This is a genomic window from Microbispora sp. NPDC046933 (assembly GCF_040644635.1).
GTDB lineage: Bacteria > Actinomycetota > Actinomycetes > Streptosporangiales > Streptosporangiaceae > Microbispora.
Window position 1 is genome coordinate 90325 of sequence record NZ_JBEYWW010000022.1, and the last position, 23294, is coordinate 113618.

General features: G+C 71.9%; 24 protein-coding genes and 1 pseudogene. 12 read left to right on the forward strand and 13 right to left on the reverse strand.

Annotated features, from left to right (window positions below; all coding sequences use genetic code 11):
- Positions 1-353 precede the first annotated feature (353 nt).
- A complete protein-coding gene (locus ABZ857_RS27320) occupies positions 354-1601 on the forward strand; it encodes a sensor domain-containing protein (RefSeq protein ID WP_357047717.1) in 1248 nt (415 codons plus the stop codon).
- On the forward strand, positions 1592-2239 hold the full coding sequence (locus ABZ857_RS27325; RefSeq protein WP_357047720.1) for a response regulator transcription factor: 648 nt from the start codon (positions 1592-1594) through the stop codon (positions 2237-2239). Before ABZ857_RS27320 ends, ABZ857_RS27325 begins: the two co-directional genes overlap by 10 nt.
- A 9-nt stretch (positions 2240-2248) precedes the next feature.
- Here the strand turns inward: ABZ857_RS27325 and ABZ857_RS27330 are convergent, their stop codons facing one another.
- Both ABZ857_RS27330 and ABZ857_RS27335 read right to left on the reverse strand, forming a co-directional pair.
- Positions 2249-4174, reverse strand: coding sequence for a multicopper oxidase family protein (locus ABZ857_RS27330; RefSeq protein WP_357047723.1), 1926 nt, complete (start codon positions 4172-4174; stop codon positions 2249-2251).
- On the reverse strand, positions 4171-4632 hold the full coding sequence (locus tag ABZ857_RS27335) for a DUF6220 domain-containing protein (RefSeq protein ID WP_357047726.1): 462 nt from the start codon (positions 4630-4632) through the stop codon (positions 4171-4173). The genes ABZ857_RS27330 and ABZ857_RS27335 overlap by 4 nt, the downstream gene beginning before the upstream one ends.
- Positions 4633-4993: 361 nt before the next feature.
- Between ABZ857_RS27335 and ABZ857_RS27340 the strand changes: the two genes are divergently transcribed.
- The gene (locus ABZ857_RS27340; protein ID WP_357047729.1) at positions 4994-5449 is read left to right on the forward strand and encodes a phospholipase D-like domain-containing protein; all 456 of its coding nucleotides are present in this window, start codon (positions 4994-4996) and stop codon (positions 5447-5449) included.
- 202 nt (positions 5450-5651) lie between these two features.
- Positions 5652-7409 (forward strand): DUF2235 domain-containing protein, encoded by a 1758-nt coding sequence (locus ABZ857_RS27345; RefSeq protein WP_357047732.1) that lies wholly within the window; start codon positions 5652-5654, stop codon positions 7407-7409.
- Between the two features lie 268 nt (positions 7410-7677).
- Here ABZ857_RS27345 and ABZ857_RS27350 read toward each other — a convergent pair whose 3' ends face one another.
- Together ABZ857_RS27350 and ABZ857_RS27355 are read right to left on the reverse strand one after the other, a co-directional pair.
- The gene (locus ABZ857_RS27350) at positions 7678-8094 is read right to left on the reverse strand and encodes a cupin domain-containing protein (protein WP_357047735.1); all 417 of its coding nucleotides are present in this window, start codon (positions 8092-8094) and stop codon (positions 7678-7680) included.
- A gap of 32 nt (positions 8095-8126) precedes the next feature.
- Positions 8127-8504, reverse strand: a complete 378-nt coding sequence (locus ABZ857_RS27355) for a cupin domain-containing protein (protein WP_357047738.1) — start codon at positions 8502-8504, stop codon at positions 8127-8129.
- A gap of 62 nt (positions 8505-8566) precedes the next feature.
- Here ABZ857_RS27355 and ABZ857_RS27360 point away from each other — a divergent pair, with 62 nt between their 5' ends.
- Positions 8567-9034, forward strand: a complete 468-nt coding sequence (locus tag ABZ857_RS27360) for a MarR family winged helix-turn-helix transcriptional regulator (protein ID WP_357047741.1) — start codon at positions 8567-8569, stop codon at positions 9032-9034.
- Between the two features lie 18 nt (positions 9035-9052).
- Here the strand turns inward: ABZ857_RS27360 and ABZ857_RS27365 are convergent, their stop codons facing one another.
- From ABZ857_RS27365 to ABZ857_RS27375, 3 genes are all read right to left on the reverse strand, one after another.
- Positions 9053-10606 carry an MFS transporter gene (locus ABZ857_RS27365; protein ID WP_357047744.1) on the reverse strand — a complete coding sequence of 518 codons (1554 nt, stop codon included), beginning with the start codon at positions 10604-10606 and terminating at the stop codon, positions 9053-9055.
- Positions 10603-11250, reverse strand: coding sequence for an LppX_LprAFG lipoprotein (locus ABZ857_RS27370; protein ID WP_357047747.1), 648 nt, complete (start codon positions 11248-11250; stop codon positions 10603-10605). The genes ABZ857_RS27365 and ABZ857_RS27370 overlap by 4 nt, the downstream gene beginning before the upstream one ends.
- A gap of 115 nt (positions 11251-11365) precedes the next feature.
- Positions 11366-11833, reverse strand: coding sequence for a MarR family transcriptional regulator (locus ABZ857_RS27375; RefSeq protein ID WP_357047749.1), 468 nt, complete (start codon positions 11831-11833; stop codon positions 11366-11368).
- Positions 11834-11871: 38 nt separating this feature from the next.
- Here ABZ857_RS27375 and ABZ857_RS27380 point away from each other — a divergent pair, with 38 nt between their 5' ends.
- Positions 11872-12813 carry a cation diffusion facilitator family transporter gene (locus ABZ857_RS27380; protein ID WP_357047752.1) on the forward strand — a complete coding sequence of 314 codons (942 nt, stop codon included), beginning with the start codon at positions 11872-11874 and terminating at the stop codon, positions 12811-12813.
- Here the strand turns inward: ABZ857_RS27380 and ABZ857_RS27385 are convergent.
- Both ABZ857_RS27385 and ABZ857_RS27390 read right to left on the reverse strand, forming a co-directional pair.
- Positions 12793-13440 carry a phosphopantetheinyl transferase-like protein gene (locus ABZ857_RS27385; protein WP_357047754.1) on the reverse strand — a complete coding sequence of 216 codons (648 nt, stop codon included), beginning with the start codon at positions 13438-13440 and terminating at the stop codon, positions 12793-12795. The genes ABZ857_RS27380 and ABZ857_RS27385 overlap by 21 nt on opposite strands.
- 175 nt (positions 13441-13615) lie before the next feature.
- Entirely contained in the window at positions 13616-15010 is a 1395-nt protein-coding gene (locus tag ABZ857_RS27390) for an aminopeptidase P family protein (RefSeq protein ID WP_357047757.1), read from the reverse strand.
- 166 nt (positions 15011-15176) lie between these two features.
- Here ABZ857_RS27390 and ABZ857_RS27395 point away from each other — a divergent pair, with 166 nt between their 5' ends.
- The 4 genes from ABZ857_RS27395 (at position 15177) to ABZ857_RS27410 (ending at position 17363) form a co-directional block, all read left to right on the forward strand.
- Positions 15177-15605 (forward strand): CBS domain-containing protein, encoded by a 429-nt coding sequence (locus tag ABZ857_RS27395; RefSeq protein WP_357047760.1) that lies wholly within the window; start codon positions 15177-15179, stop codon positions 15603-15605.
- Positions 15606-15686: 81 nt separating this feature from the next.
- Complete coding sequence (locus ABZ857_RS27400; protein WP_346227803.1) at positions 15687-15941, forward strand: Smr/MutS family protein; 255 nt, start codon at positions 15687-15689, stop codon at positions 15939-15941.
- Between the two features lie 152 nt (positions 15942-16093).
- Positions 16094-16654 carry a TOPRIM nucleotidyl transferase/hydrolase domain-containing protein gene (locus ABZ857_RS27405; protein ID WP_357047764.1) on the forward strand — a complete coding sequence of 187 codons (561 nt, stop codon included), beginning with the start codon at positions 16094-16096 and terminating at the stop codon, positions 16652-16654.
- A 148-nt stretch (positions 16655-16802) separates the two neighbouring features.
- Entirely contained in the window at positions 16803-17363 is a 561-nt protein-coding gene (locus ABZ857_RS27410) for a DUF5984 family protein (RefSeq protein WP_357047767.1), read from the forward strand.
- 249 nt (positions 17364-17612) lie between these two features.
- Here ABZ857_RS27410 and ABZ857_RS27415 read toward each other — a convergent pair whose 3' ends face one another.
- Both ABZ857_RS27415 and ABZ857_RS27420 read right to left on the reverse strand, forming a co-directional pair.
- Complete coding sequence (locus tag ABZ857_RS27415) at positions 17613-18092, reverse strand: cupin domain-containing protein (protein WP_357047769.1); 480 nt, start codon at positions 18090-18092, stop codon at positions 17613-17615.
- Positions 18093-18630: 538 nt separating this feature from the next.
- Positions 18631-19017: an HGxxPAAW family protein gene (locus tag ABZ857_RS27420; RefSeq protein WP_357047772.1), complete on the reverse strand. Its 387-nt coding sequence runs from the start codon at positions 19015-19017 to the stop codon at positions 18631-18633.
- 66 nt (positions 19018-19083) lie between these two features.
- On the opposite strand from ABZ857_RS27420, the gene ABZ857_RS27425 reads away from it, so the two are divergent.
- On the forward strand, positions 19084-19599 hold the full coding sequence (locus ABZ857_RS27425) for a MarR family transcriptional regulator (protein WP_357047775.1): 516 nt from the start codon (positions 19084-19086) through the stop codon (positions 19597-19599).
- Between the two features lie 73 nt (positions 19600-19672).
- Here ABZ857_RS27425 and ABZ857_RS27430 read toward each other — a convergent pair whose 3' ends face one another.
- Complete coding sequence (locus ABZ857_RS27430; protein ID WP_357047778.1) at positions 19673-19963, reverse strand: hypothetical protein; 291 nt, start codon at positions 19961-19963, stop codon at positions 19673-19675.
- A gap of 40 nt (positions 19964-20003) precedes the next feature.
- Entirely contained in the window at positions 20004-20456 is a 453-nt protein-coding gene (locus ABZ857_RS27435; RefSeq protein WP_357047781.1) for a carboxymuconolactone decarboxylase family protein, read from the reverse strand.
- Positions 20457-20572: 116 nt separating this feature from the next.
- Between ABZ857_RS27435 and ABZ857_RS27440 the strand changes: the two are divergent.
- Positions 20573-23086: pseudogene (locus ABZ857_RS27440) on the forward strand (BTAD domain-containing putative transcriptional regulator); the annotation flags it as partial.
- Positions 23087-23294: the final 208 nt, after the last annotated feature.

Here is a 23294-nt window from a genome sequence, read left to right on the forward strand (position 1 = left end):
GCGGCCGACAGCAGGGCGAGCGCCGCTTGGCGGGCCTGCTCGCCCAGTACCGGCCGTGCCGTGGTGTGCGGCGACCCGGCGCGTTCAGCATCGCGCAGCCGCGGAAGGCCGGGTCCTCGTACCACTCTCGCAGCGCGTCGAACACCGCGGCGAGCTGGTCGTGGGGATCGTCCCCCGGCCGCCGTGGCGGCCTCGGCCAGCCAGTGGGTCTTCTCATGTATGTGCGACGCCCCGGAGGACCCGCTGAAGATCCTGATCGAGGCCGCCGGGGCTCGGGGGTAGGGAATGCCCTACCCGCGGGACTGCCGCCCGCCGGATCGATTCGCGGCGGGCGGGTCAATAGCGTTGGGGACATGCGCCGACTTCTCTCCCGCCTCGGCGGCGACACGGTTTATATCCTCGTCGGGTTCCCCCTCGCGACGATCACTTTCTGCCTCACGGTGACCGGCCTGTCGGCCGGCACCGGCCTGCTGGTGGTCTGGCTGGGCGTGCCCGTCCTCGCTCTCACCCTCCTCATGGCCCGGGGGATGGGCGACGTCGAACGGCTCCGCATGCGCGCAGTGCTGGGCAGGGACGTGCCCCGGCCCCGGTATCCCACGTCGCCGCCCGGCGCGGGCGTGTTCCGCAGGACCGTCACGCCGCTCGCCGGTGGACAGCCCTGGCTCGACGCGCTGCACGCGCTGCTGGCCTTCCCGGTCGCGCTCGTGGCGTTCTGCGTGACCGTCAGCTGGTGGGCCGTCGCGATCACCGGGCTGACCTACCCCCTCTACGGGTGGATCACGTCGAGCATCCCCGGCAACGAGCAGCTTCCCGAGCTGCTCGGGCTCGGCAGCGGATATGTCGTGGACAGCGTCTTCTACCTGGCCCTGGGCGTGGTCTTCGCGCTCACGCTCTACCCGGTCGTCCGCTCCTGCGCGCTGATCAAGGCGTCGCTGGGCCGGGCGCTGCTGACCGGCGTCGCCGAGTTGCAGGAGCGCATCGACGACCTCACCGAGGGCCGCCACGCCGCCGCCCACGCGGAGGCGAACGCCCTGCGCCGGCTGGAGCGCGACATCCACGACGGACCCCAGCAGCGCCTGGTCCACCTGGCGATGGAGCTGTCGCGGGCCCAGCGGGAACTGCAGAAGGACGCCACGGCCGCACACGAGACGATCGGCAAGGCCATCAGCGCCACCCGGGAGACCCTGGACGAGCTGCGGGCGCTGTCGCGCGGCATCGCCCCGCCGATCCTCGCCGACCGCGGCCTCGCGCCGGCGCTCGCCGCCCTGGCCGGCCGCTGCACGGTGCCCGTGGAGCTGGACGTCCAGACGGCCGAGCGGTATCCCGCGCTCATCGAGAACACGATCTACTTCGTGACGGCCGAGGCGCTCACCAACGTGGCCAAGCACAGCAGGGCGACGTCCTGTTCGGTCGGGCTGACCAGGATCGGCGACACGCTCATCCTCACGATCGGGGATGATGGGGTCGGCGGCGCACACGTCGCCAAGGGACACGGCCTGTCCGGCCTGGCCGACCGGCTGCGGGCCGTCGACGGCGAGCTGTCGGTGCGGTCGCCGGCGGGCGGGCCGACACTGATCACGGCGGAGGTTCCGTGCGCGTAGTGGTGGCCGACGACGCCGTCCTCATCCGGGAGGGGCTCGTCCGCCTGCTGGAGGAGTTCGGCTGCGAGGTCGTCGAGACCGTGGGCACGGGGGAGGACCTGGTCGAGGCCGTCGTCGCCCACCGGCCCGACGTGTCGGTGGTCGACGTGCGGATGCCGCCGACGTTCACCGACGAGGGCCTGCGCGCCGCCGTCGAGGCGCGGGAGAAGGTGCCGGGCGCGCCCGTGCTGATCCTGTCGCAGTACGTCGAGGTGTCGTACGCCGACGACCTGCTGGCCGACGCCCGCGGGGCGGTCGGCTACCTGCTGAAGGACCGCGTGGTCGACGTCGAGGAGTTCATGGACGGCCTGCGGCGGGTCGCCGCCGGGGGTACGGTCTTCGACCCCCAGGTCGTCGCCCAGCTCATGGTGCGGCGGCGCCGCGACGACCCGCTGGCCTCGCTGACGCCGCGCGAGCGCGAAGTGCTCTCGCTGATGGCCGAGGGCAGGTCGAACCCCGCGATCGCCCGCCGCCTCGTCGTCACCGAGGGCGCGGTGGAAAAGCACATCCGCGGCATCTTCACCAAGCTCGGCCTGCACGCCGAGGACGGCGACCAGCACCGCCGCGTCCTCGCGGTGCTGGCCTACCTCCGCTCCTGACCCCGGACTCTAGGCCGGATGGTTGCCACCGCCCATGACGTACGGCGTGGTGACTCCCTCGTAGGCGAGGTGGAACTCCATTCCCTGCGCGGCGTGCGCCAGGTCGTGGCAGTGGGACATCCACATGCCGGGGTTGTCCGCCACCAGGGCGACCTCCCAGACCTCGCCGGGGGCGACGTCGAAGGTGTCCATCGCCAGCCCGGTCGCGGGCACGCCGTTGCGGGACAGGATCCGCACGTGGTGGCCGTGCGGGTGCATCGGGTGGGTGTCCGTGCCCCGGTTCACCACCGTGATCCTGACGGTCTGGCCCTGCCGTACGACGGGGGTGGGGATGTTCGGCCAGGCCTTGCCGTTCACCGTCTGGGCGAGCCTCGGCAGGCCGTCGGCCATGGCGAGGGTCTTGTCCAGCACCCAGGTGACCTCCTGGTCGAACCGGGCCGGCGGTGCGGTGCGCGTGCCATACCGGGTGATGTCCACGATCGGCCCGGCCGCCGCACGGGGCAGGTCCGGCCCGTTGACGAGCAGCGCGGGGCGGTCTCCCGCCGTCAGCAGCACCGGGCCGGAGGGCACGGTGAAGGTCAGGTCGTAGCGGCCCCCCGCGGCGAGGTGAAGGCGGGCGCCGTCCAGGTCGGTCGCCCCCGGCACGTCGCCGCCGTCCACGGCCGCGATCCGGTACGGCGCGCCGCCCAGCCCGAGGACCACGGGCCGGGTGTCGGTGTTCACCACGCGCAGCCGCGCCCGGGCGCCGGGCGGCAGCGTGAGGCGGGTGAGCCCGTCCGACGGCGCCGCGCCGTCCACCGACAGCGTGGGCCGGGTGCCGAACGTGTGCAGCGCGAGGATGTGGTCCTCGCTCTCCGGGAGGGGGGCGGCCGGATCGACGACCAGCAGGCCGAACAGCCCGCGCGGCACGGCGACGCTGGAGTTCTGGTGGCTGTGGTACCAGTACGTGCCGGCGTCCTCGGCCCGGAACCGGTAGACGTGCGTCTTCCCGGGCGCCACCGCGTTCTGGGTGACGCCCGGCACCCCGTCCTCGCCGGACGGCACGTCGTATCCGTGCCAATGGACGGTGACCGCCTGCCCGGGCAGGCGGTTGCGCAGAACGACCTCCACCAGGTCACCCTGCCGCACCCGCAGCACCGGCCCGGGCACCTGGCCGTTGAACGACCACGCGTCGATCGGGCCGGACGCCAGCCGTACGGTGGCGGGCTGCGCGGTGAGCGTGAACCGGCGGACCCGGGGCCTCGCCCCGGCCGGTCCGCCCGCGGCCGACGCGGCGGGGCCGCGCAGCAGGTCGACGGATATGCCCTGGGCGCTCGCGTGGTCATCGGAGTGCGGGTGACCACCCGACCAGCCGCCGCCCACGGTCAGGGCGACGGCGAGGGCGAGCACGCCGGTCCCGGCGGCCTGCCAGCGGTCGCCCGGCCTGCGCATCGGGCCGAGCAGCCGCCACGACACGACGCACGCCGCGGCGAACAGCGCGAGCACCGCCGCCGCCCCACCGGCCGTGACCGGATAGGAGATCACGACCCCGCAGGCGATCCCGGCCACCGCGCCGTACGCGGTGGTCATCAGGGGGAACGCGACGAGCCGGGGAGAAGGGGCGGGCGCGCCGCTCACGGACGGCACGCGCAGCAGCCGGGGCAGGCTGACGGCGGCCGAGGCGAGCGCGGGGGCGACGACCAGGGGCAGGGCCAACGTGACCTTCTCCGCCACGAACCACCAGCCCGCGCGGGCGAGGCCGAGCGTGACGGCGACCCTGAGCGCGGTCACGACGATCGCCGCGGCGCACAGCGCCGCGGCGATCAGGCGGGTCCTCCGCCCGGCCGCGGCGGGCTGCCGCAGACCGGCCCAGGCGACCCCGGCGGTCGCGGCCCAGGCGGCCGCGACCAGGACGAACAGGATCTGATCGAGAGCGATCAGCCGTGCGGTGCTCACGCCGCGACGCGCGCCCCGGCGGGGGCCGCGCCCGGCGCGCCCTTGACCAGGGCACGGGCCCGGCGCACGACGACGACGGCCACGGCGAGGATCGCCACTCCGTCGAGGGCGTGGAAGCCCATGACGACCAGGCTGGCCGTGGTCGTCGCGGTCTCCGTCGCGCCGGCGATCTCCGCCAGCGGGAAGATGACGAACAGCTGCACCGCGACCAGCACGAACGGCAGGATCGACAGGCCCGCCACCTTGCCGCCCGCGCGGGCGATCAGGGCCACGACCGTGGTCAGCAGCGAGACGAGCGGGATCACCATCGTGCCGTTCATGGCGTGGTAGTTGATGGCGGCGTTCGGGTCGCCCGGCGCCGGGTGCGGGGTCTCGAACGCGCCGAACGTGGCGAGGTAGAACTGGGCGAGCACGGCGACGAGCTGCAGAACGGCGAACCCGAAGAACACCTTGCGCATATGGGGCCTCCTCAGTCGGGAAGGGACGAGCCCCGGGGGTTCTGCGGGGCAGCGGCGAGAGCCGGAACGGTACGCCGCAATGGTGGACCGTCCGGTGTCCCGGGTGCCCGGGACACCCGTCCCTGTCCGCCGGGAAGTTTTCGCCGGGAATTTCACCGCCAGGCAAGCCCGCCGGACTCGTCCCGGCCTGCCGGCGCACCCGCGCCGAGGCGAGCCCGGCAGGACCCCGCCGGCCGCCTATCGCAGCAAAAGACGTTGCGGTCAGTGCGCGTTGCCTACGGTGCGTGCAGGACGACACCGGCTTTACTGAGCGGCATGTGCGAGCGGGAAGGCTCCGAGAGCCGTCTGCGGGGAGGCCACGATGAACGATCCACACCAGTCCACGACCTACACCACCGGCGGGCTGTCGGTGTTCTTCCAATCCGGCGGTGCGGGCTTCAGGCCCGTCTCCGACCCTGGCATTCTGCAAGCCCTGGCCGCGCTCAACGCCGCCGGGGCGGACCTGGCCGGCGTGTACGACCCGGGCGGGATGGCCGACGCGCGCCACGGCAGCCACCAAGACGCCGCCTTGTTCTGGTTCACCGACGACCCCCGTTTCGCCGCCGCACCCAGCCACCCCTACACCCCTGGCAAGGAACAGGACTTCATGCACAACAAGGTCCTGGTCATCGACGGGCACACCGTGGTGACCGGTTCCTATAACTTCTCCGAACACGCCGAGGCGAACGCCGAGAACACCCTCATCCTCACCGACTCCGCTCTCGCCACCGCATACGAGGCCTACATCGACACCCTCCTGGCCACCTACCACCCCTGAGGTCTCCTGGCGACAAGGTTCCTGTGCGGGACAGGCGCCATCACGCCATCCCTTCTCCGCTCGAGTAGGCGGCCTACGCCCGGAGGATCCGTGACCCTGGATCTTGAATCCCAATCTTGAATTGCCGGCGGGCTTCTACGGAACTCCGCACGGGAATGGTGCGAGACGGCCTCGATGAGGCTCTTGTGATCGCGGGGGGATCATGACCCATTTCATCGTGTGCTGCGACGGTACCTGGAACACTCCGGAGATGGAGTCGATCACCAATGTTCGCCGGCTGTATAACGCCCTTAACGAGAAGGACCTGGACGGCGACCGCCAGCTGGCGTACTACCAGCCCGGTGTGGGGACTCTGCGCAACAGGCTGCTGGGTGGAGCTGTCGGGCTCGGGCTGTCCGACAACGTGATGGATGCCTATCTCTGGCTGACCACGCGATATTCCCCGGGGGATCGCATCTCTCTGTTCGGGTTCAGCCGCGGTGCCTACACGGCACGAAGCCTCGCCGGAATGATTTCGGCGTGCGGGCTGATCGACACCACCAAGACGGATCAGGCGAAGCTCTGGTCGCAGATCAAGGACATATATAACCGTGGGTACCGGCAGAGAAGGCGCGACCCTCAAGGTCGTGAATGGCGGAACGAACTCACCTTCCGCTGGGACCCGGACGATTTCAAGCAGATCCCCATTCACTTCATCGGGGTGTGGGAGACCGTCGGCGCGCTGGGCATTCCGGCCTACATGGGCTGGCTCAGTCTTCTGGACCCGTTGCACCGGTACGACTTCCACGACATGCGGCTCAACCCCTACATCAAGCACGGTCGCCACGCCGTGGCCTTGGACGAGCGCCGCAGTCCCTATACGCCCGCTCTGTGGTCGGAGCCGTACGGGCCCGAGCAGGTCGTCAAGCAGGTGTGGTTCGCCGGTAGCCACGTGGACGTCGGGGGCGGTCATCTTCAGAGGGGGTTGAGCGACTGCGCGCTGCGGTGGATGATCGACGAAGCGCGCGAGGCGGTCGGTATGGGTTTCTACAAGTCGACGGTGGAAGACCAGATCAAGCCCAACCCGCTCGACGTTCTGCATGATGACGACCATGGTGCGTTCGGCGTGCTGGAGCCCTTGCTCGAGCCGCAGTTCGAGCCGGTGCGCGAGATCTTCCTGCAGCCGCGACCGCGTGCCGTTCCGAGAATCGACCCGGACGCGATGACTCCCCTGATCCACCAGTCGGTGTACGACCGGTACCAGAACCCGCCCATCACAAGCGGGCCCTACCGGCCGACCCAGGTGCTTGCTCCGGGACAGAGCAGGACGGTCGAGGTGTTCGCCCACGAGCCGTGGAACGAAACCGGGCTCTACCTCGAGGCCGGCGAGTATCGCTTCACCGCCGAGGGCCAGTGGCGCGACGCCGGCATCTTGTCCGGGCCCGCCGGCACCACAGGTCTGGGCCGCTTCAATCCTCTGGTCGAGAAGCTCCGACTCGTGGGCACGCTGCTGGGTCAGGGCGAGAAGCTGTTCCGGCTCGTGACCCGGAACAGGGTGGCGGATTTCATCGGTGCCCGCCGGGAGGAGGACCTGCCGTGGATGTCGCTGGTCGGCGTCGTCGCCAACGATGCGATACCGGTCGACGGCGAGTACAAGGCCCACGAGCGGATCGCCGTCGGGGCCGGCGCAAGCCGCCGTGTCGCCAGGAGCGGGTATCTGTACGCCTTCGCCAACGACGCCTGGGGTTTCTACGGCAACAACCAAGGCAGCGTGCACCTCACCGTGACCAGAGTCCCTGTCGAGGAGCAGCGAACCGTCTCCGCGCGCGCCAGGCGGGAAGGCAGTCGACAGCAAGCCCTACGGGGCGGCGACGAGGAAGCCGCAGGCGAAGCTCCGCGGCGCGGCGCCGTACCCTCCGGCACTCGCCGGGCGGGGTCGGCCGATGCCGGCCGAGGACGCCGTGCCGGTCAGCAAGAGTGATGAGCGGCCGGTATCTCGGCCGATACTGCCGGCGCGGCCGTTCCCCGGCGCCTTCGCTTCGAGGAACGCCCTCGATCGTCGACACCCGCGGAAGCCGGGCGGACACGCGAGCCGCCGCCCGGCGGTTCCCCGCATCGGGGTGACCGACCGACTCGATTCGCTCTCGCCGCCGGTACGCGTCATCGTCGGTGAACGCGACCCCTCGACGACCCGCCGGAGGTCGCTTCATGCCTTCGACTGCCGCCGCGGACCGTCCGAAGGTTCCCGGTCAGCGGACCCAGGGCGGGACGAGCCGGTCGGTCCCCTTGGGCGCGAGGTCGCAGGCGTCCGCGGCGGTCACGCCGCCGGGGTTGTAGACCTCGCAACCGGCTGGAGCGACCACGATCGCGCTGAAGCCCGACTCCGGGCAGGCGTGCACCCGGCGGCCCATGTCGGCGGGCATGACGACGGTGTCCCCGGCCTCGACGCCGGCGGTCTCGCCGTCGAGTTCGACGGTCGCGCCGCCGGTGAGGAAGGTCCACACCTGCTCGCCGTCGCTGGCATGGTGGGGACCGCTGTGGCCGGCCGGCATGTCCACGCGCCACACGGCCTGGGCGGCGCCTCCCTGCGTGGGTGAGGCGAGGGTGGTCATGACGCCATTGGGAGTGGTGCTCCTGCGGCTGTCGGCGGAACGGATGACAGGCATGTGTGACTCCTTCGAGCGATGGGGTGACGAGGTCAGGCGATCCAGGGCGGCACGCCGTGCACCGTGCCGTCGGGCAGGACGGCCCTGGCCCCGGCGGGGGCGGTGACGACGGCGGTGAAGCCCTCACCGGCGCCCGCCGTGACGCGGCGCGGAGCCGAGGGGGGCATGACCACGGTGTCGCCGGGCGCGACCGTGAACGTCTCCCCGCCGAGTTCGACGGTGGCGGTGCCGCCGAGGAACGTCCACACCTGCTCGACGTCGAAGTCGTGCAGCGGCCCGCTCGTCCCGGGGGTCGCCTCGACGCGCCACACGGCCCGCGTGGCGCCGCCCAGGGTGGGCGAGGCGAAGGTCGTCATGACCCCGGCGGGGGTCTCGGATCTGCGGCATTGGGCATGACGGATGACAGGCATCGCCGGCGTCTCCTAAGATAGACAACGTCGTTGTCGTTAATAGTGAACCAGGTTGTCTATCCGTGTCAATCGACCCGCCCGGCTTCGAGCTGCCCCTGCGGCTCTTCCTGGGGTTTCGCGTCCTCATCGACGAACTGCACGCCGCACTCGCCCGTGAGGGGCATCCGCACGCCCGGCCCATGCACGGGTTCGTCATGCAGGCGATCGGCACGGAGGGCACGACCGCGGTGGAACTGGGCCGCACGCTGGGCGTCAGCAAGCAGGCGGCGGGCAAGACGATCGAGACGCTCGAGCGCCTCGGCTACGTGGAGCGCGCCCGCGACCCCCGGGACACGCGCCGCAAGATCGTACGGCTCACGCCGTCGGGCGTGGACATGCTGGTGCGCTCGGCCCGGATCTTCGACGAGCTGCGGGCGCGCTGGGCCGCCGTCATCGGCGCCGAGCGGCTCAGGGAACTGGAGGCCGACCTGCGGAAGGTGACGCCGCAGGAGGTCTTCCGCCTCGACGTGCCCGGATGGTTCGGCGCCTGACCCGGCAGGGGCGCAGGGTCAGGCGCGGCGGCGGGGCAGGGCGAGACAGGCCGCCGCGCCGAGCACGCACAGCCCGCACGTGATCAGGAAGATCTCGGTGTACTCCGTGTGCAGCGCCGCCTGGACCTTCGCCGTGTAGTCCGCGAGCCTGCGGGCGTACTCGGCCGCGTCCACCCCGAACGGCAGCGGCGTGTCCAGGCGCGCGGTGAGCGACTGGAACCGGTGGAAGCCCCAGGCCGACAGCGCGGCCACGCCCAGCAGCATGCCCATCATCCTGGCGACCACGACCGCCGCCGACGCCACGCCGTGCTGCGCCGCCGGGACCAGGCGCAGCACCGCCGAGGAGACCGGGGCGATCACCACCCCGAGGCCGAGGCCGGCCACCACGAGGTCGACGTCCATCCGGACTCCGGCCGAGGCCAGGTCGAGCGGCCACTGGGAGATCATCCAATAGCCCGTTGCGGCCACCGCCATCCCCGTCAACGCCACCGGGCGTTCGCCGAACCGCCGGACCAGGATCCCGCCGAGGAACGCCGCGACCGCCAGCGCGGCGAGGAACCGGCTGAGCACCAGGGCGCCGCCCACCGCGTCCTTGCCGAGCAGCGTCTGCGCGGCGAGTTGCACGTCGACCAGCGTGACCAGCAGCGCCGCCCCGGCCAGCAGGCTCACCGCCAGCGTGGCGAGCAGCGGTGTCCTGGGCACGCCCGTCAGGTCGAGCAGGCGGACCGGCGAGCGGATCTCCCACAGCACGAACAGCACGGCGGCGACCACCCCGGCGGCCACGCACGGCAGTCCCCACGGGGGCAGCACCGCGGTGTCCGGGGAGGGGTTGTAGAGCCCGGCGACCAGCAGGCCGAGCGCCAGCGCGAGCAGGACGCCGCCGCCCGCGTCCACCTTTCCCGTGCTCACCTCGCCGGAGCGCCGGCCGTACGGCTCGCGCCCGCCGGGGACGGCCGCCTGCACGGCGACGGCGGCCAGCAGCGCGAGCGGGAGGTTGACCCAGAAGATGCCGCGCCATCCGAAGAGCGCGGCCAGGCCCGCGCCGTACAGCGGGCCGAGCACGCTGCCGAGCTCCTGCGCCGCGCCGACCGCCCCGAGCGCCACCGGCCGGGCGCGCTCGTCCCACAGGTCGCCGATGAGGGCCATGGTGATCGGCAGCAGCGCGCCGCCTGCCACGCCCTGGAGCGTACGGCCCGCGACCAGTGCCGGGACGCTCGCCGCCAGGGCGGTGACGAGGGAACCGGCGGCGAACCCGGCGAGGCACGCGTGGATCAGCACCCGCCTGCCGTACCGGTCGGACAGGCGGCCGAGCAGCGGCATCGCCGCCACGTAGCCGAGCAGGAACCCGGTCACGACCGGGGTCGCCCGCTCCAGGCGGTTCAGCGGAACGCCGACGTCGGCGGCGACGTCCACGAGCACGGTGACGACGACGTACGCGTCGAGCGCGGCGAGCAGCACGGCGGCCCCGCCGACGCCCAGCGCGAGCCGCCGGTGCCGCGTGAAGGGCGGCCCGGCCGTCCCGGTCGCCCGCGTCTGCCCGGCCGCGCCGGTCGCGTCGGTGGCGTCGGTCACGACGCGGGCGGGGCGACGGTCACGGGGGCGTCGTAGTCCCCCAGGGTCACGGCCACGGAGCCGCCGGTGAGCGGCAGGTCGAGCTTGAGCAGGCGGCTGGTGGCCTTGTCGATCCAGAGCGTGCCGGTGACCCCCTGCTGGACGCCGGGGACCAGCTTGGCCAGCACCTGCTGCGACAGCGCGGCGGTCACCCGGTAGGCGGCGGAGTCGCCGACCTTCTCCTCCGCCTGCGGCTGCACGTCCTTCGCGGTGGACAGCAGGTCGGGTACGCCGGTCAGCACGGCGGACGGGTCGTAGAGGGCCACGAGCTGCTGCCGGGTCATCGTCTGGAAGCCGCCGGTGGGCCCCTTGAAGTAGACCTTGTCGCCGACGAGCACGAACTCGATCTCCTGCAGTCCCACGATCTCGATCTGCAGGGTGCCCTTGGCGTCGCCCTCCCGGGTCAGGCTGCCCTCGGCGTGCCGGACCGGTACGGCGGGCTTGTCCTTGGTCTCGATCGTGAAGGCGACCGTCTTGACCGTCCGCATGGCCTCGGCCGAGCGCTTCAGCAACGCGGGACCGTCCGGCAGGGCCGTCTCGCTCTTCGCGCTGCAGGCGGTCACGAGCAGCAGGCCGGCCACGACGAGCCCGAGGATTGTTCGCACAGCCGGATCGTAGCGAGCGGGCGGGGGCGGCACGCGCTCCCAAGGGAATCGGTTTGGCGCGGCCCGGCGGGGGAAGTCGGGACCGGTGCTCATCCCGCGCCGTCCCGCAGCCTCCTCACCGGGCGCCGCGGACCGCCTGGAGGTGGTCGACGACCGGTGCGTAGATCCGCTCCAGGGCGGACACCTGCTCGGGGGTCATCAGGTCGATGAAGTGCCGGCGGACGCTCGCCACGTGGTCCGGCGCCACCCGCTGGATCGTCTCCCAGCCGTGGTCGGTCAGCACGGCGAAAGTGCCGCGCCGGTCGTCCTCGCAGTCCTGCCGGGTCACCAGGCCGGCCGCCTCCATACGGGAGATCTGGTGGGACAGCCGGCTGCGCGACTGGATCGTGGCGTCGGCCAGCTCGCTCATCCGCATGCGGCGGTCGGGACTCTCGGAGAGGTTCACGAGGATCTCGTAGTCGTTCAGCGACAGCCCGGTGCCCTGCAGCTCCCGGTCGAGCTGGAGGAAGAGCAGGCGATGGGCGGCCAGATGGGCCCGCCAGGCGCGTTGCTCCTGCGGGGTGAGCCAGCGGGGGTCTTCCATGACGACCAGCATAAGATCAATTCGACGGACGGAGCGGAATGCCTGACAGCGAGAACGGTGAGAGTCTCGGCACCGTCGTGGTCGCGGGCGCGGCCAACCTCGCCATCGCACTGGCCAAGCTGGTGGCCGGCCTGATCAGCTCCTCCTCGGCGATGCTCTCGGAGGCCGCTCACTCGGCGGCCGACACGGCCACCGAGGTCGTGCTGTTCGCCGCGATCCGGCACGGCGAGCGCCCCGCCGACTCCCGCCATCCGCTCGGCCACGGGCGGGCCGCCTACCTGTGGGCGATCGTGGCGGCCTGCTTCACGCTGGTCGTGGGGGCGGGGTTCTCGCTGACGCACGGCTGGCACACGATCACGGCGGGGGAGCGCCTGGGCGACATCGGCGTCTCCTACGTCGTGCTCGCGGCGTCCTTCGCGATCGAGTCGGTCTCCCTCTGGAAGGCCCTGCGGCAGCTTCGTGGCGAGGCCCGGCGCTGGCGGGTGAGTCCCGGGCGGCTGCTGCAGCGCACCTCCGACACCGTGCTCAAGGCCGTCGTGCTGGAGGACTCCGCCGCGCTGATCGGCATCGCGACGGCCGGCGTCGGCCTGCTGCTGTCGCAGCTCACCGGCTCGGCGGTGTGGGACGGCGTCGCGTCGATCGTCATCGGGCTGCTGCTGCTCGGCGTGGCGTTGACCCTGATCAGGACCAACGCCTCGCTGCTCATCGGCCAGGCGGCGCCGCGCGGCCTGCAGGAGGAGATCCGCGGCGAGCTGGCCGCCCAGCCGGAGGTCGAGGCCGTCGTCGAGCTGGTCACCATCATGATGGGCCCTGGCCAGGTGATGGTCGCGGCGAAGGTCGACTTCCGCGACGAGACGTCCGGGCAGCGGCTCGAGCTCGCCTCCGACCAGGTGGAGCGCCGCCTCACCGAGCGGTTCCCGGAGATCCGGCAGGTCTTCCTCGACCCCACCCCTGGCCGGTCAGCCGCCAAGGAGGCGTAGCTTGGCGGGCTCGTCGGTGACCGCGGCGGCGATGACGGTGCCGGCCGTCCACTCGACGAAGTGACGGCCCTGCCATTCCAGCGGGATCGACAGCCCGTCCTCCAGCGGCAGGGCCGACAGGTCCGCGTCGCGCAGCCGGTCGAGCGTGAGCTCTCCCCGTTTGACCAGCGCCTCCTTGCGCACCCACTGCCGGATCAGCCCGCGGTTGTCGTCGCCGACCAGCTTCGCCTCCGCGGGAGTCAGCGCGAGCTCCACGAGCCTCTCGTCGGCGGGGCCGTTCGTGGCGTGCTCGGCGTCCACGCCCACCCGTCCGGACCCCGCGACCGCGCAGACGTAGCCCGAGGTGTGCGCCCAGCTGATCGACACCTCGGGGGCCTCGGCCAGCCAGGGCCGTCCGTGGGCCTGCCCGCAGTCCTCGCATCGCTGCACCACGGTCAGCATGCAGGCGCGGGTGCCGAGCAGCTCCGCGGCGCAGTGCCGTACGAGCAGGTGGGCGGCGACGAAGTCGAGGCGGTCCCGCTTTCGGGTGAAACGCCCGGCGCGCTCACGCTCGGCCTCGCTCAGTGTGCCTGCGACCATGTCCAGCACGTCAGCGGTGTGGCCGGCCACGGCCAGTGGGGGGCGCACGAGGCCACTGTAGGGGAGCGATGTGACGATCACGTGAACTGGGCCGCTCCGATATCCGCCCAGGACGTCACGGCCGGTGTTCCCGCGGCACACGCGCCCGGCCGGCCGTGTCTCGTGGCCGATCCAGGTCCGGTCCGGGCCGCGCGCCCGGACCGGATCGCCTGATCGCGGACGGTCACCCGGCGAGGGCGGCCATCCACTCCTCGACCTCGTCGGCGCGGCGGGGCAGCGCGGCCGACATCAGCCGGGCGCCGTCGGCCGTGATCACGAGGTCGTCCTCGATGCGGACGCCGATCCCGCGCAGCTCCGGAGGCAGCGTCAGGTCGTCGGGCTGGAGATAGAGCCCCGGCTCCACGGTCAGCACCTGACCCTCCTCAAGCACGCCGTCGAGGTAGGTCTCCGCCCGTGCCCGGGCGCAGTCGTGCACGTCCAGGCCCAGCATGTGGCCGCTGCTGCACAACGTGTAGCGCCGGTGCAGGCCCGCGTCGGCCTGGGCCCGGGTCAGCAGGCCCCACTCGCGCAGCCCGTCCGAGATCACCCGCATCGCGGTCTCGTGGAACTCGCGGAAGCGCGCCCCCGGCCGCAGCACGGCGATGGCGGCCGTCTGCGCCTCGTAGACCAGTTCGTACACCTGCCGCTGTATGGGGCTGAACCGGCCCGACAGCGGCAGCGTGCGGGTGACGTCGGCGGTGTAGAGGTTGTCGCCCTCGACCCCGGCGTCCAGCAGCAGCATCTCGGTGGGGTCGAGCCGCCCGTCGTTGCGGATCCAGTGCAGCACGCACGCGTGCGCCCCGGAGGCCACGATCGACTGGTAGCCGACGGCGTTGCCCTCCAGCCGAGAACGCAGGCCGAAGACGCCCTCGACGTATCGCTCGCCGCGCGGGTGCGCGAGGGCCGCGGGCAGCGCGCGCACGACGTCCTCGAAACCGCGCGCGGTCGCGTCCACCGCCTGCTGCAGCTCCGCGATCTCCCACTCGTCCTTGACCAGCCGCAGCTCCGACAGGACCGCGGCCAGCTCGGCGTCGCGGTCGTCGCCCGCGGGGGAGACGAGCGCGTCGACCGAGGCGTCCACCCCGCGCAGCACGCGGGCCGGTCCGCTCAGCGCGGCCGGCAGGGTGTCGATGTGCGCGCACTCGATCTGGTACGCCGCCTCGGCCTCCGCGAGGTCGGGACGGCGGCCCACCCAGAACTCGCCGTACCGCCGGTCGCGGTAGAACTCCTGCGACTCGGCGCGGGACGGGCGGGGGCGCAGGAACAGCCGCGCGGCGCCCGACGGCTCGATCACCAGGACGTCGTCGGGCTGCTGGCCGCCGGTCAGGTAGGCGAACGCGCTGTGCGTGCGGAACCGGTGGTCGTCGTCGTTGCTGCGGGCCCGCAGCGTGCCCGAGGGGATGACGAGCCGCTCGCCGGGCAGGCGTTCGGCGAGCCGCGCCCGCCGCTTGGCGGCGTACGCGGCGACCGGCAGCGGCGCCACGTCCGCGCGGGTGCCGCCCCAGCCGCCGCGCATGAAGTCCGCGAGCGCGTCTGAGATCGGGAGATCATGGCTCCCGGTGTTGAGCTTCTCGGCCATCCAGTGCCCCCAGGGTGCGGTGATATTTCGCCATCGTAGGGGTGGGGGCCCTTGACGAGGTACGACGACCGCTGTTGCCTGGGGAAACAGGATTCGCCGCTCCGGCCGGCCGGCGGGAGCGGAAACGGGGACATGTCCCCCGGGTGCCCCCTGAGAGGCGGTGTCGATGCTCATCGGGACGATCTTGCAGAGTAAGGGAACAGGCGTGGCGACCGTTCCTCCGCACGCCACGGTGTCCGAGCTTCTCGCCCGGCTGGCGGAGCTCAACATCGGCGCGGTCGTGGTCTCCGAGGACGGCCTGTCCATCGCGGGCATCGTGTCGGAACGCGACGTCGTGCGGCGGCTCAACGAGCACGGCGCCGCGCTGCTCACCATGCCCGTCTCGTCGATCATGACCGTGGAGGTGCGCACCTGCGGCCCGGACGCCAACGTCGACGACCTGCGACGCACCATGACCAACCACCGGATCAGGCACGTGCCCGTGGTCCGCGACGGCCGGCTGGCCGGCATCGTCAGCATCGGTGACGTCGTCAAGAGCTCGATCCAGGAACTGGAGAGCGAACGGGAGGCCCTGGTCGGCTACATCAACGGCTGACGCGAGGCACTGCCGGCGTGGGGCGCGGTCACCCGCCTCGCCCCGCGTCCCCGCGGTGAGCGGCGATTTAGACTCGCCTGTGTGAAGCTGAAGCTGGATCTCCACGACATCTACAACAAGGGCAGCGAGATCGACAAGGCGCTGCACGGCATCATCCAGGAGGCCGTACGCAAGAAGGCGACCCAGGTGGAGATCATCCCGGGCAAGGGGTCCGGCCAGCTGAAGAAGAAGGTGCTGCGCTTCCTGGAGCAGAAGGAGATCAAGGCGCTCTACCACCGGATCGACAAGGACGCCAAGAACCACGGCCGCCTGTTCGTCTACTTCCAGTGGAAGTGAACTGACCGCAGCCATCGGGAGTCGGCCGCCTCGTGGGCCGGCCTGCCGCGCGAGCGCACCCGTCGCGGCATGCCCTGGCTCGACGGTCTGAGACGGGGCGCTGGCAGAAAAATGGGTGCGAAGCTCGCCGGGTTCGGTGCGAGGCTGAGCGCGTGAACCATGCGCACACCGTGGTCCTGGTCGAGGGGATCAGCGACAAGTCGGCCATCAGGGCGTTGGCCGAGCGCCGGGGGCGAAACCTCGCGGCCGAAGGCGTCCGTGTCGTGGCGATGGGCGGTGCCACGAACATCGGGGCGTATATCGGCAAGTACGGCCCTCCCGGTCGCAATCTCCGGCTGGCCGGGCTGTGTGACGCCGGCGAGGAAGGCGCCTTCCGGAGGGGGCTCGAGCGCGCCGGCCTTGGGTCCGATCTCGGCAGGAGCGATCTGGAGGCGCTCGGGTTCTTCGTGTGCGTGGCCGACCTGGAAGACGAGCTGATCCGCGCCCTCGGCACCGCCGCGGTGGAACGCGTCGTCGATGCCGAGGGCGAGCTCGGCTCGTTTCGCACACTGCAGAAGCAACCCGTGTGGCGCGGGCGCAGCACTCACGACCAGCTGCGCCGGTTCATGGGAGCAGGCAGCGGCCGCAAGATCCGCTACTCGGGCCCGCTCGTCGCGGCGTTGGAGCTCGATCGTGTGCCGCGGCCCCTGGACGGGCTGCTGGCCCGTCTATGAGGCTGCTCACCGGCACGTGTTTTCACCCTGGCCGGCCGGTCCAGTTCTTGGGTCCGCCTCCGCCCCCTTCCCCGGGACATCGCCGAGGTGAGGAGCCTGAGGGATCGGAGCCGGTCCTACAGGCCGAAGAGCGACTACCATCCGCCTGGTGATCAGATTCCGCTTCGCGTTGACGCGGTTGGGCGGGGTCGTCCCTTGGGGTGATGAGGATCGGAGCCTGCACTGGTTCGGACTGACCGAAGGCTGGTATTGGATCGAACTGGCTGATCACGAGTTGCTGCGCTACGTGCCGGGCCCACCTCGGCATGCGGATTCCACGGCGCGCCCATATGTCGACTACTACCTGGCTCGCCTATGGGAGGACGTCATCGAGATGACACCGGCCGTACTCGAACCGGTGCCGGCCGATCTCCTCGATTTCGTCACCGCAGGTCACGACGCCTGGCGGCCGGTGAACAGCGATGCGGCATCGACCGCCGCGGTCTGGTACGACGAACACACCTTGGATCTCGGCTACATTCAGCAACCACCCCGCATCAGGGCGTGGCGTACCGTCAGCGACGAACTCGACACGGTGACAGTGACCTGGCGGCACGACGCGGGAGTGACCAGGCGATGGCCGAGCTTTGGACGCTCTCGAAACGATCGGCGAGTGCGCGCAAGGACGTCGGAGTCGCCGACCGGGGGTAGACCGGCCGACGGCCCGTGACGCATGGCCCTGGCCGCGCTGGTACTCAAGCCGCTGATCGCGACCGGCGCGGTATCGAGCTCGTGTTCTCCGGTCTCCGGGTGACCGAACTCCCCATCGGCTACGCGCCTTTCACAGGGCCGGGTGGTGACGTCCCGGTGCCGGTTAGGCGGTCCCACCACCCTGCGCCGGCGTCCGACCGGGTCGGCGTTGGTCTGGCCGGGATGGTGGAACGGCCTGCCATACCGAGGACGTCCTGGCCGGCCGGTTTCAGAGCCAGTAGGTGTCGTGGTGGAGGAAGAACTCCGCCTTCTCCTCTTCGCTCTTGTCCGCGAGCGTGAGCAGTCCCTCGAAGTAGCCCTCCCGGGGCGCGCCCGGCGCGAAGTGCAGCAACATCGACGCCGGCGCTCCCGACTCGTTGCGGAACGCGTGTACGCCACCCTCCGGGACGTGCACGAAGTCGCCGGGACCGGTGTCGATCCAGCGCCGTCCGTCGTAGATCCGCACCGTGCCGGAGAGGATGTAGAACGATTCGGAGATCGACCGGTGGAAGTGCGCCGCCGGACCGCTGGGCTCCGGTCCCATATCCCAGCGGTAGAGCCCGAACTGCCCGTTGGTCGTCGCGCCGGTCGCCAGATAGTGCACCGTGGTTCCGCTCGGATAGACCAGCTCGGGCGCGGCGTCCGGGCGCCGGTACGACGCCGTCGGCTCGCCGGTGTCACCGTGGTAAGACGGCGGTGGATAGGTCAATGGTCGCCCTCTCATCAGGTTCGGGTCGCTGCCGCTCGGGTGCGAGTTCTTCTACGTCTCCCCGCATTGCTCGGTGCTCATGTCGTCCGGTGCGCACGGCAGCACGTGCAGATCGAGATCGACGGTACGCGGACGGCCCGCCGAGGTGCAGGTGGCGTACGCCCTCGGCTGCCGGTGCCGTCGCGGGTCTTCCCGTACGGCAGGGCGAGTTCGGTGTGGAGGGCGTCCTCCTCGCAGACAGTGGTGACGGCGGGAGTGCGGGCAGGGAAGCCGACCTCGGTCAGCGGTTTCTCGGCCGAGCATGGGGCCCGCATGCGGCCGGGACGCCCCGCAGCCGGAGGTCATGGCGGGGACCGGGACGATGGGCGGGACCAGGCGAGTGAGGGAACGCATGACGAGGTTCGTTACCCCGGGCTCCGTCGGTGCACTCGCCGGCCGCCGGCTCATGCGGGAAGGAGTTCATGGGGTGGCAGCCATCCGGGCCGACCACGCGCGGGCCTCCTGCTCGGGAGGACGTGCGCGAGCAGCGTGAAGAGCTTCAGCGGTTGGCGAATACCGACATGTCGGAGAGTGCGGGTTCCTCGCGGATGGCATCGATGCGGGGAGCGCCTCCAGCGCGAGGCCCGTTTCCGCGGCCCGCGAGACGGCAGGCGAGGCAGCCGTCGTGGCCCGTCATCGGGTCCTTCACCCGCCAGTCCCACTGCTCGGGAGGTCGCGGGCCGCTGGGCTTGCCCCAGCCCGCCAGGTGCAGCGCCCAGGTGACCGGGCCGCCCAGGGCGATCACGCCGATGCCGAGCCAGATGCCGAGGGACGAGGGGGCGCACGTCGCCACGCCCGCGGTCGCGCAGCCGAACAGCACGACCACGCAGCCGGTCCAGCCCGCGACCGTGTGCCCGAGGTCCACATCGTCGTGCATGCCGCTCATGATTCTCCTCGACGATGAGACAATTATCTCGCGAACTAAACATCTTAGATTCTAAGGAGATTCCGGATGGACGGCAAGCCGCGCCCGGAGGCGACGCCCGAGCAGGCTCTCGCCGGCATGGATCAGTTGATCGCGCTCAGCCTGGTCGGGCAGCACGACATCGCCCAGCGGCTCGGGCTGAACGTCACCGACGTCACCTGCCTGGGCTTCATCCTGGCGGCCGGGGACGACCCGATCAGCGCTGGCGCGCTCGCCGAGCAGGCCGGCCTGACCACGGGCGCGGTGACGGGCGTGCTGAACCGGCTGGAGAAGGCCGGGTACGCGCACCGGCAGCCGGACCCGGAGGACCGCCGTCGGGTGCGGGTCGTCGCCGACCCGGCCGCGGCCGCTACCGCCGCGGCCGTCTACGAACCCTTCTACCGTCGGCTGAACGAGCTGTTCGCCGACTACACGCCCGCGGAGATCGCCGTGCTGTCCGACTGGTTCACCCGCGCGGGCGACCTGATGCGGGCCTACCTGGAGGAGATCCGGCACGAGCAGCTCGCCGCCATGCCCCGCGCCCGGCGCACGCGGAGTCGTTGACGCCGCCGCGCCCTGCCCGCCGCCCTCCTCCACCCGGCCGCCCCGCCCGTGGGCCCGGGCCATCAGAGGGGGGTCAGCGGTCGTCGACGACCCGGCCGTTCAGGGCGGTGGCGTCCTTGGTGAGGGACATGGTCAGCGGCGCCTCGGGGAAGGTGGGCAGTGCGGCGAGCGCGGCGCCCATCTGCTCAGCGGTCTCCCAGTGCCAGGTGTCGGTGTAGGTGCCATCCTCGAGCTGGACCAGCACGGTGTGGGTGAGCCCGGGGTGCCCCTCCCTGACGGTCGCGATCAGCGAGCTCCTGCGGGCCAGGAACTCCTCCAGGTCGGCGTCGGCGACGGAGTAGCGGTGCGAGCGGACGGCGGACATGTCGGTGTCTCCTTCTGTGCGTGGGGGTCGGGGAGGGGGCTTACCAGCTGCCGGCGATCTGCCGGACCGGGGCGTTCAGGCGGTTGAAGAGGTTGGTGACGGCGGTCATCAGCAGGATCGAGGCCAGCTGCTTCTCGTCGAAGTGGTCGGCGGCGTTGTCCCAGACCTCGTCGGAGACGGCGTCGGCGCGGTCGGCCAGCCGGGTCGAGGCCTCCGCCAGCTCCAGCGCGGCCCGCTCGGCGTCGGTGTAGTACGGAGTCTCGCGCCAGGCGCTGACGAGGCCGATGCGCTCGTCGCTCTCGCCGAGCTTGCGCAGGCTCTTGAGGCCGGCGTCGACGCAGGCGCTGCAGCCGTTGATCTGGCTGACCCTCAGGTGGACCAGCTCCAGGAGCTCCTGGGGAAGATCCTGCGACTGAGCGGCCTTCATCAGCTCCATGATCGGCTTCATCGCGGCGGGGATGATCACGGCGGGGTTCTTCATCCGGGCTTCCATCGTGTTCCCTCCATATTGGTTCGGGTGAGATCCGTCTTGGTTCGCGTGAGATCAGAGTGACCGCCCGGATTGATACATTCGCTATGCGCGCACGATGCGATCGTGATGGGGGGACGATGCTGCGCTTCATCCTTCTCGGCCCCGTCCAGATCGTCGTGGACGGCGCGCCTCTGACGGGCGTCGCCCCACGTCATCGGGCTGTCCTGGCCTATCTCCTGCTCAACGCCGGCCGGGTGATCGGCATCGAGCGGCTGATCGACGCGATGTGGGGCTACGACCGGCCCGACACCGCCCGATCGCAGATCCACGCCTCGATCACCGCGATCCGCAAGGTGCTGCGTGGCGCGGGAGCCGTACGGCTCCTCGAGACGCGCGCCGGCGGCTACCTCGCGCAGCCGGAGCCCGGACAGGTCGACGCGCAGGAGTTCACCGATCTGGTGGCCGCCGGTGAGCTGCGCAGGGCCCTGGACCTGTGGAGCGGCGAGGCGCTGGAGGACGTGCACGCGCATTACGTCACCGGCGTCCGGGAGCTCTGGAACGACCGGCGGCTGTCGGCGTACGAGCGCCTGGTGGAGGGCGAGCTCGCCGCCGGGCGGCACGCCGATCTGCTCGACGAGCTCGCCGCCCAGGTGGCCGCCAACCCGCTGCGCGAGAAGCTCAACGGCCACCTCGTCCTGGCCCTGCAGCGGGCGGGGCGGCAGCCCGACGCCCTGGCCGCCGCGCGCGCCTACCGTACGGCTCTCGCGGACGAGCAGGGCCTCGACCCCGGGCACGCCTTCACCGAACTGGAGCGGGCGGTGCTGGCGGACGATCCGGCCCTGCGCCTGGCCGATGCGGCACCGGTGGTTCCCGCCCCGACGTCCCGCTCCACCTTCCTGCCCTACGACATCCCCGATTTCTCCGGGCGGGCCGCCGAACTGGAGCGGCTCGCGGACGAGCACCACAACGAACACAACGGGCCGGCGGTCGTCACGATCGACGGCATGGCCGGGATCGGCAAGACCACGCTCGCCGTCCACGCGGCCCACCGGCTGGCCGCCCACTATCCGGACGGCCGGCTCTTCATCGACCTGCAGGCCCACACCGCGGGCCGGGAGCCGATCGACGCCGCCGCGGCGCTGGAGGCACTCCTCCGCCAGCTCGGGGTGCCCGCCGACCGCATCCCGGTCACCCTGGGCGAGCGGAGCGCCCTGTGGCGCGCCGAGCTGGCCGAACGCCGCGTGCTCGCGGTGCTGGACAACGCTCTCGACGCCGAGCACGTGCGCCCCCTGCTGCCGGGGCGCTCCGACACCCTCGTCCTGATCACCGGCAGGCGGCGGCTCGTCGACCTGGACGGCGCCCGGGCGCTGTCGGTCGACGTGCTGGGCGAGGCGGAGGCGGCCGAGCTGTTCGAGCGGATCGTGGGCGAACGCGCTCACCGGGAGCCGGACGCCGTACGCGAGGTGCTGCGGCTGTGCGGGTATCTTCCGCTCGCCGTCCGGATCTCCGCCGCCCGCCTCCAGCACCGCCCGCGCTGGACCGTGTCCTACCTGGCCGGCCGGCTGCGGGACCATCGCCGGCTCCTGGACGGGGTGTCGGCGGCCTTCGCCCTCTCCTACGAGCAACTCCACGAGGACGAGCAGCGCATGTTCCGCCTGCTCGGGCTGGTGCCCGGGCGCGACATCGACGCCTGCGGAGCCGCCGCGCTGGCCGGGATCTCGGAGGACGAGTCGGAGGAGCTCCTCGAAGGCCTCCTCGACGCCCACATGCTCCTGCAGCTCGAACCGGGCCGCTACACCTTCCACGACCTGCTCCGCGTGCACGCCCGCTCGCTCGCCGAGGACGACGGCGCCGTCATGCGGCTGCTCACCTACTACCTGCACCGCTCCCGCGCGGCCATGGACCGGCTCTTCCCGCACACGGTGAGCCAGCGGGAGGGCATCCCCCAGCCGGCCGCCCCGATGGCGCCCATCCGCGACGCCGCTGAGGCGATCGCCTGGCTCGACGCCGAGCGCTCCAACATCATCGCGACCGCCGTCCACGGACCCGAGATCTGCCTGGGCATGCTGGCCCTGGCGATGCGCCCCTACCTCGACCGGCACGCGCACCACGACGACGCGCTCACGCTGCACACCCTGGCGCTGCGGCGCAGCCGGACGCTCGGCGACCGCGAGGTCCAGGCGCGAGCGCTCACCGACCTGGCGTGGACCTACTGGCGGCTCGGCGAGTACGAGCGGGCGGAGGAGCACGCCCACCAGGCCCTCGACCACTGGGCCCTCGACCACTGGGCCCTCGACGCGTGCGAGGATGCCGGCGAGCGCGCTCGGGCACTGCTCACCCTGGGGCACGTGGCCCTGCGCCGCGGCCGGGACACCGAGGCGGAGCAGCACCTCAAGCAGGCGCTCGACCTCACCAGGATCGGCGCCGACACCTGGGGCGAGGCCGACGTGCTCGGCATCCTCGCCCTCGTCCTCGACCGGGCCGGCCGCCCGGAAGAGGCCCGGCGCCATCTCGACCTGGCGCTGGCGCTCCACCGCAAGGTGGGCAACCCGGCCGGAGAGGCGGTGATCCTCGACCACCTCGGCGTCGTCCTCCGGCGCCAGGGCGAGCTCGCCCAGGCGCGCACCCGCCACGAGCAGGCCGCGGCGCTCCACCGCACGCTCGGCAACATCGCCGACGAGGCTGCCGCGCTCAACGGGCTGGCCGAGGCGGCGGGCGACCCGGCTCGGGCGGTCGAGGAGCACACGGCCGCGCTCGCGCTCGCCGGCCTGACACGCAACCGGCCGGAGCAGGCGCGCGCTCACGACGGGCTGGCACGCGCCCACCTCGCACTCGGGCACGCGGAGCAGGCGGGTGAGC

Excerpts from the sequence above, each read along its gene's own strand:
- ABZ857_RS27320 (WP_357047717.1), top strand. The coding sequence starts at position 354 with ATGCGCCGACTTCTCTCCCGCCTCGGCGGCGACACGGTTTATATCCTC.
- ABZ857_RS27335 (WP_357047726.1), bottom strand. The coding sequence starts at position 4,632 with ATGCGCAAGGTGTTCTTCGGGTTCGCCGTTCTGCAGCTCGTCGCCGTG.
- ABZ857_RS27340 (WP_357047729.1), top strand. The coding sequence starts at position 4,994 with ATGAACGATCCACACCAGTCCACGACCTACACCACCGGCGGGCTGTCG.
- ABZ857_RS27345 (WP_357047732.1), top strand. The coding sequence starts at position 5,652 with ATGACCCATTTCATCGTGTGCTGCGACGGTACCTGGAACACTCCGGAG.
- ABZ857_RS27350 (WP_357047735.1), bottom strand. The coding sequence starts at position 8,094 with ATGCCTGTCATCCGTTCCGCCGACAGCCGCAGGAGCACCACTCCCAAT.
- ABZ857_RS27355 (WP_357047738.1), bottom strand. The coding sequence starts at position 8,504 with ATGCCTGTCATCCGTCATGCCCAATGCCGCAGATCCGAGACCCCCGCC.
- ABZ857_RS27375 (WP_357047749.1), bottom strand. The coding sequence starts at position 11,833 with ATGGAAGACCCCCGCTGGCTCACCCCGCAGGAGCAACGCGCCTGGCGG.
- ABZ857_RS27380 (WP_357047752.1), top strand. The coding sequence starts at position 11,872 with ATGCCTGACAGCGAGAACGGTGAGAGTCTCGGCACCGTCGTGGTCGCG.
- ABZ857_RS27390 (WP_357047757.1), bottom strand. The coding sequence starts at position 15,010 with ATGGCCGAGAAGCTCAACACCGGGAGCCATGATCTCCCGATCTCAGAC.
- ABZ857_RS27395 (WP_357047760.1), top strand. The coding sequence starts at position 15,177 with ATGCTCATCGGGACGATCTTGCAGAGTAAGGGAACAGGCGTGGCGACC.
- ABZ857_RS27420 (WP_357047772.1), bottom strand. The coding sequence starts at position 19,017 with ATGAGCGGCATGCACGACGATGTGGACCTCGGGCACACGGTCGCGGGC.
- ABZ857_RS27425 (WP_357047775.1), top strand. The coding sequence starts at position 19,084 with ATGGACGGCAAGCCGCGCCCGGAGGCGACGCCCGAGCAGGCTCTCGCC.
- ABZ857_RS27430 (WP_357047778.1), bottom strand. The coding sequence starts at position 19,963 with ATGTCCGCCGTCCGCTCGCACCGCTACTCCGTCGCCGACGCCGACCTG.
- ABZ857_RS27435 (WP_357047781.1), bottom strand. The coding sequence starts at position 20,456 with ATGGAAGCCCGGATGAAGAACCCCGCCGTGATCATCCCCGCCGCGATG.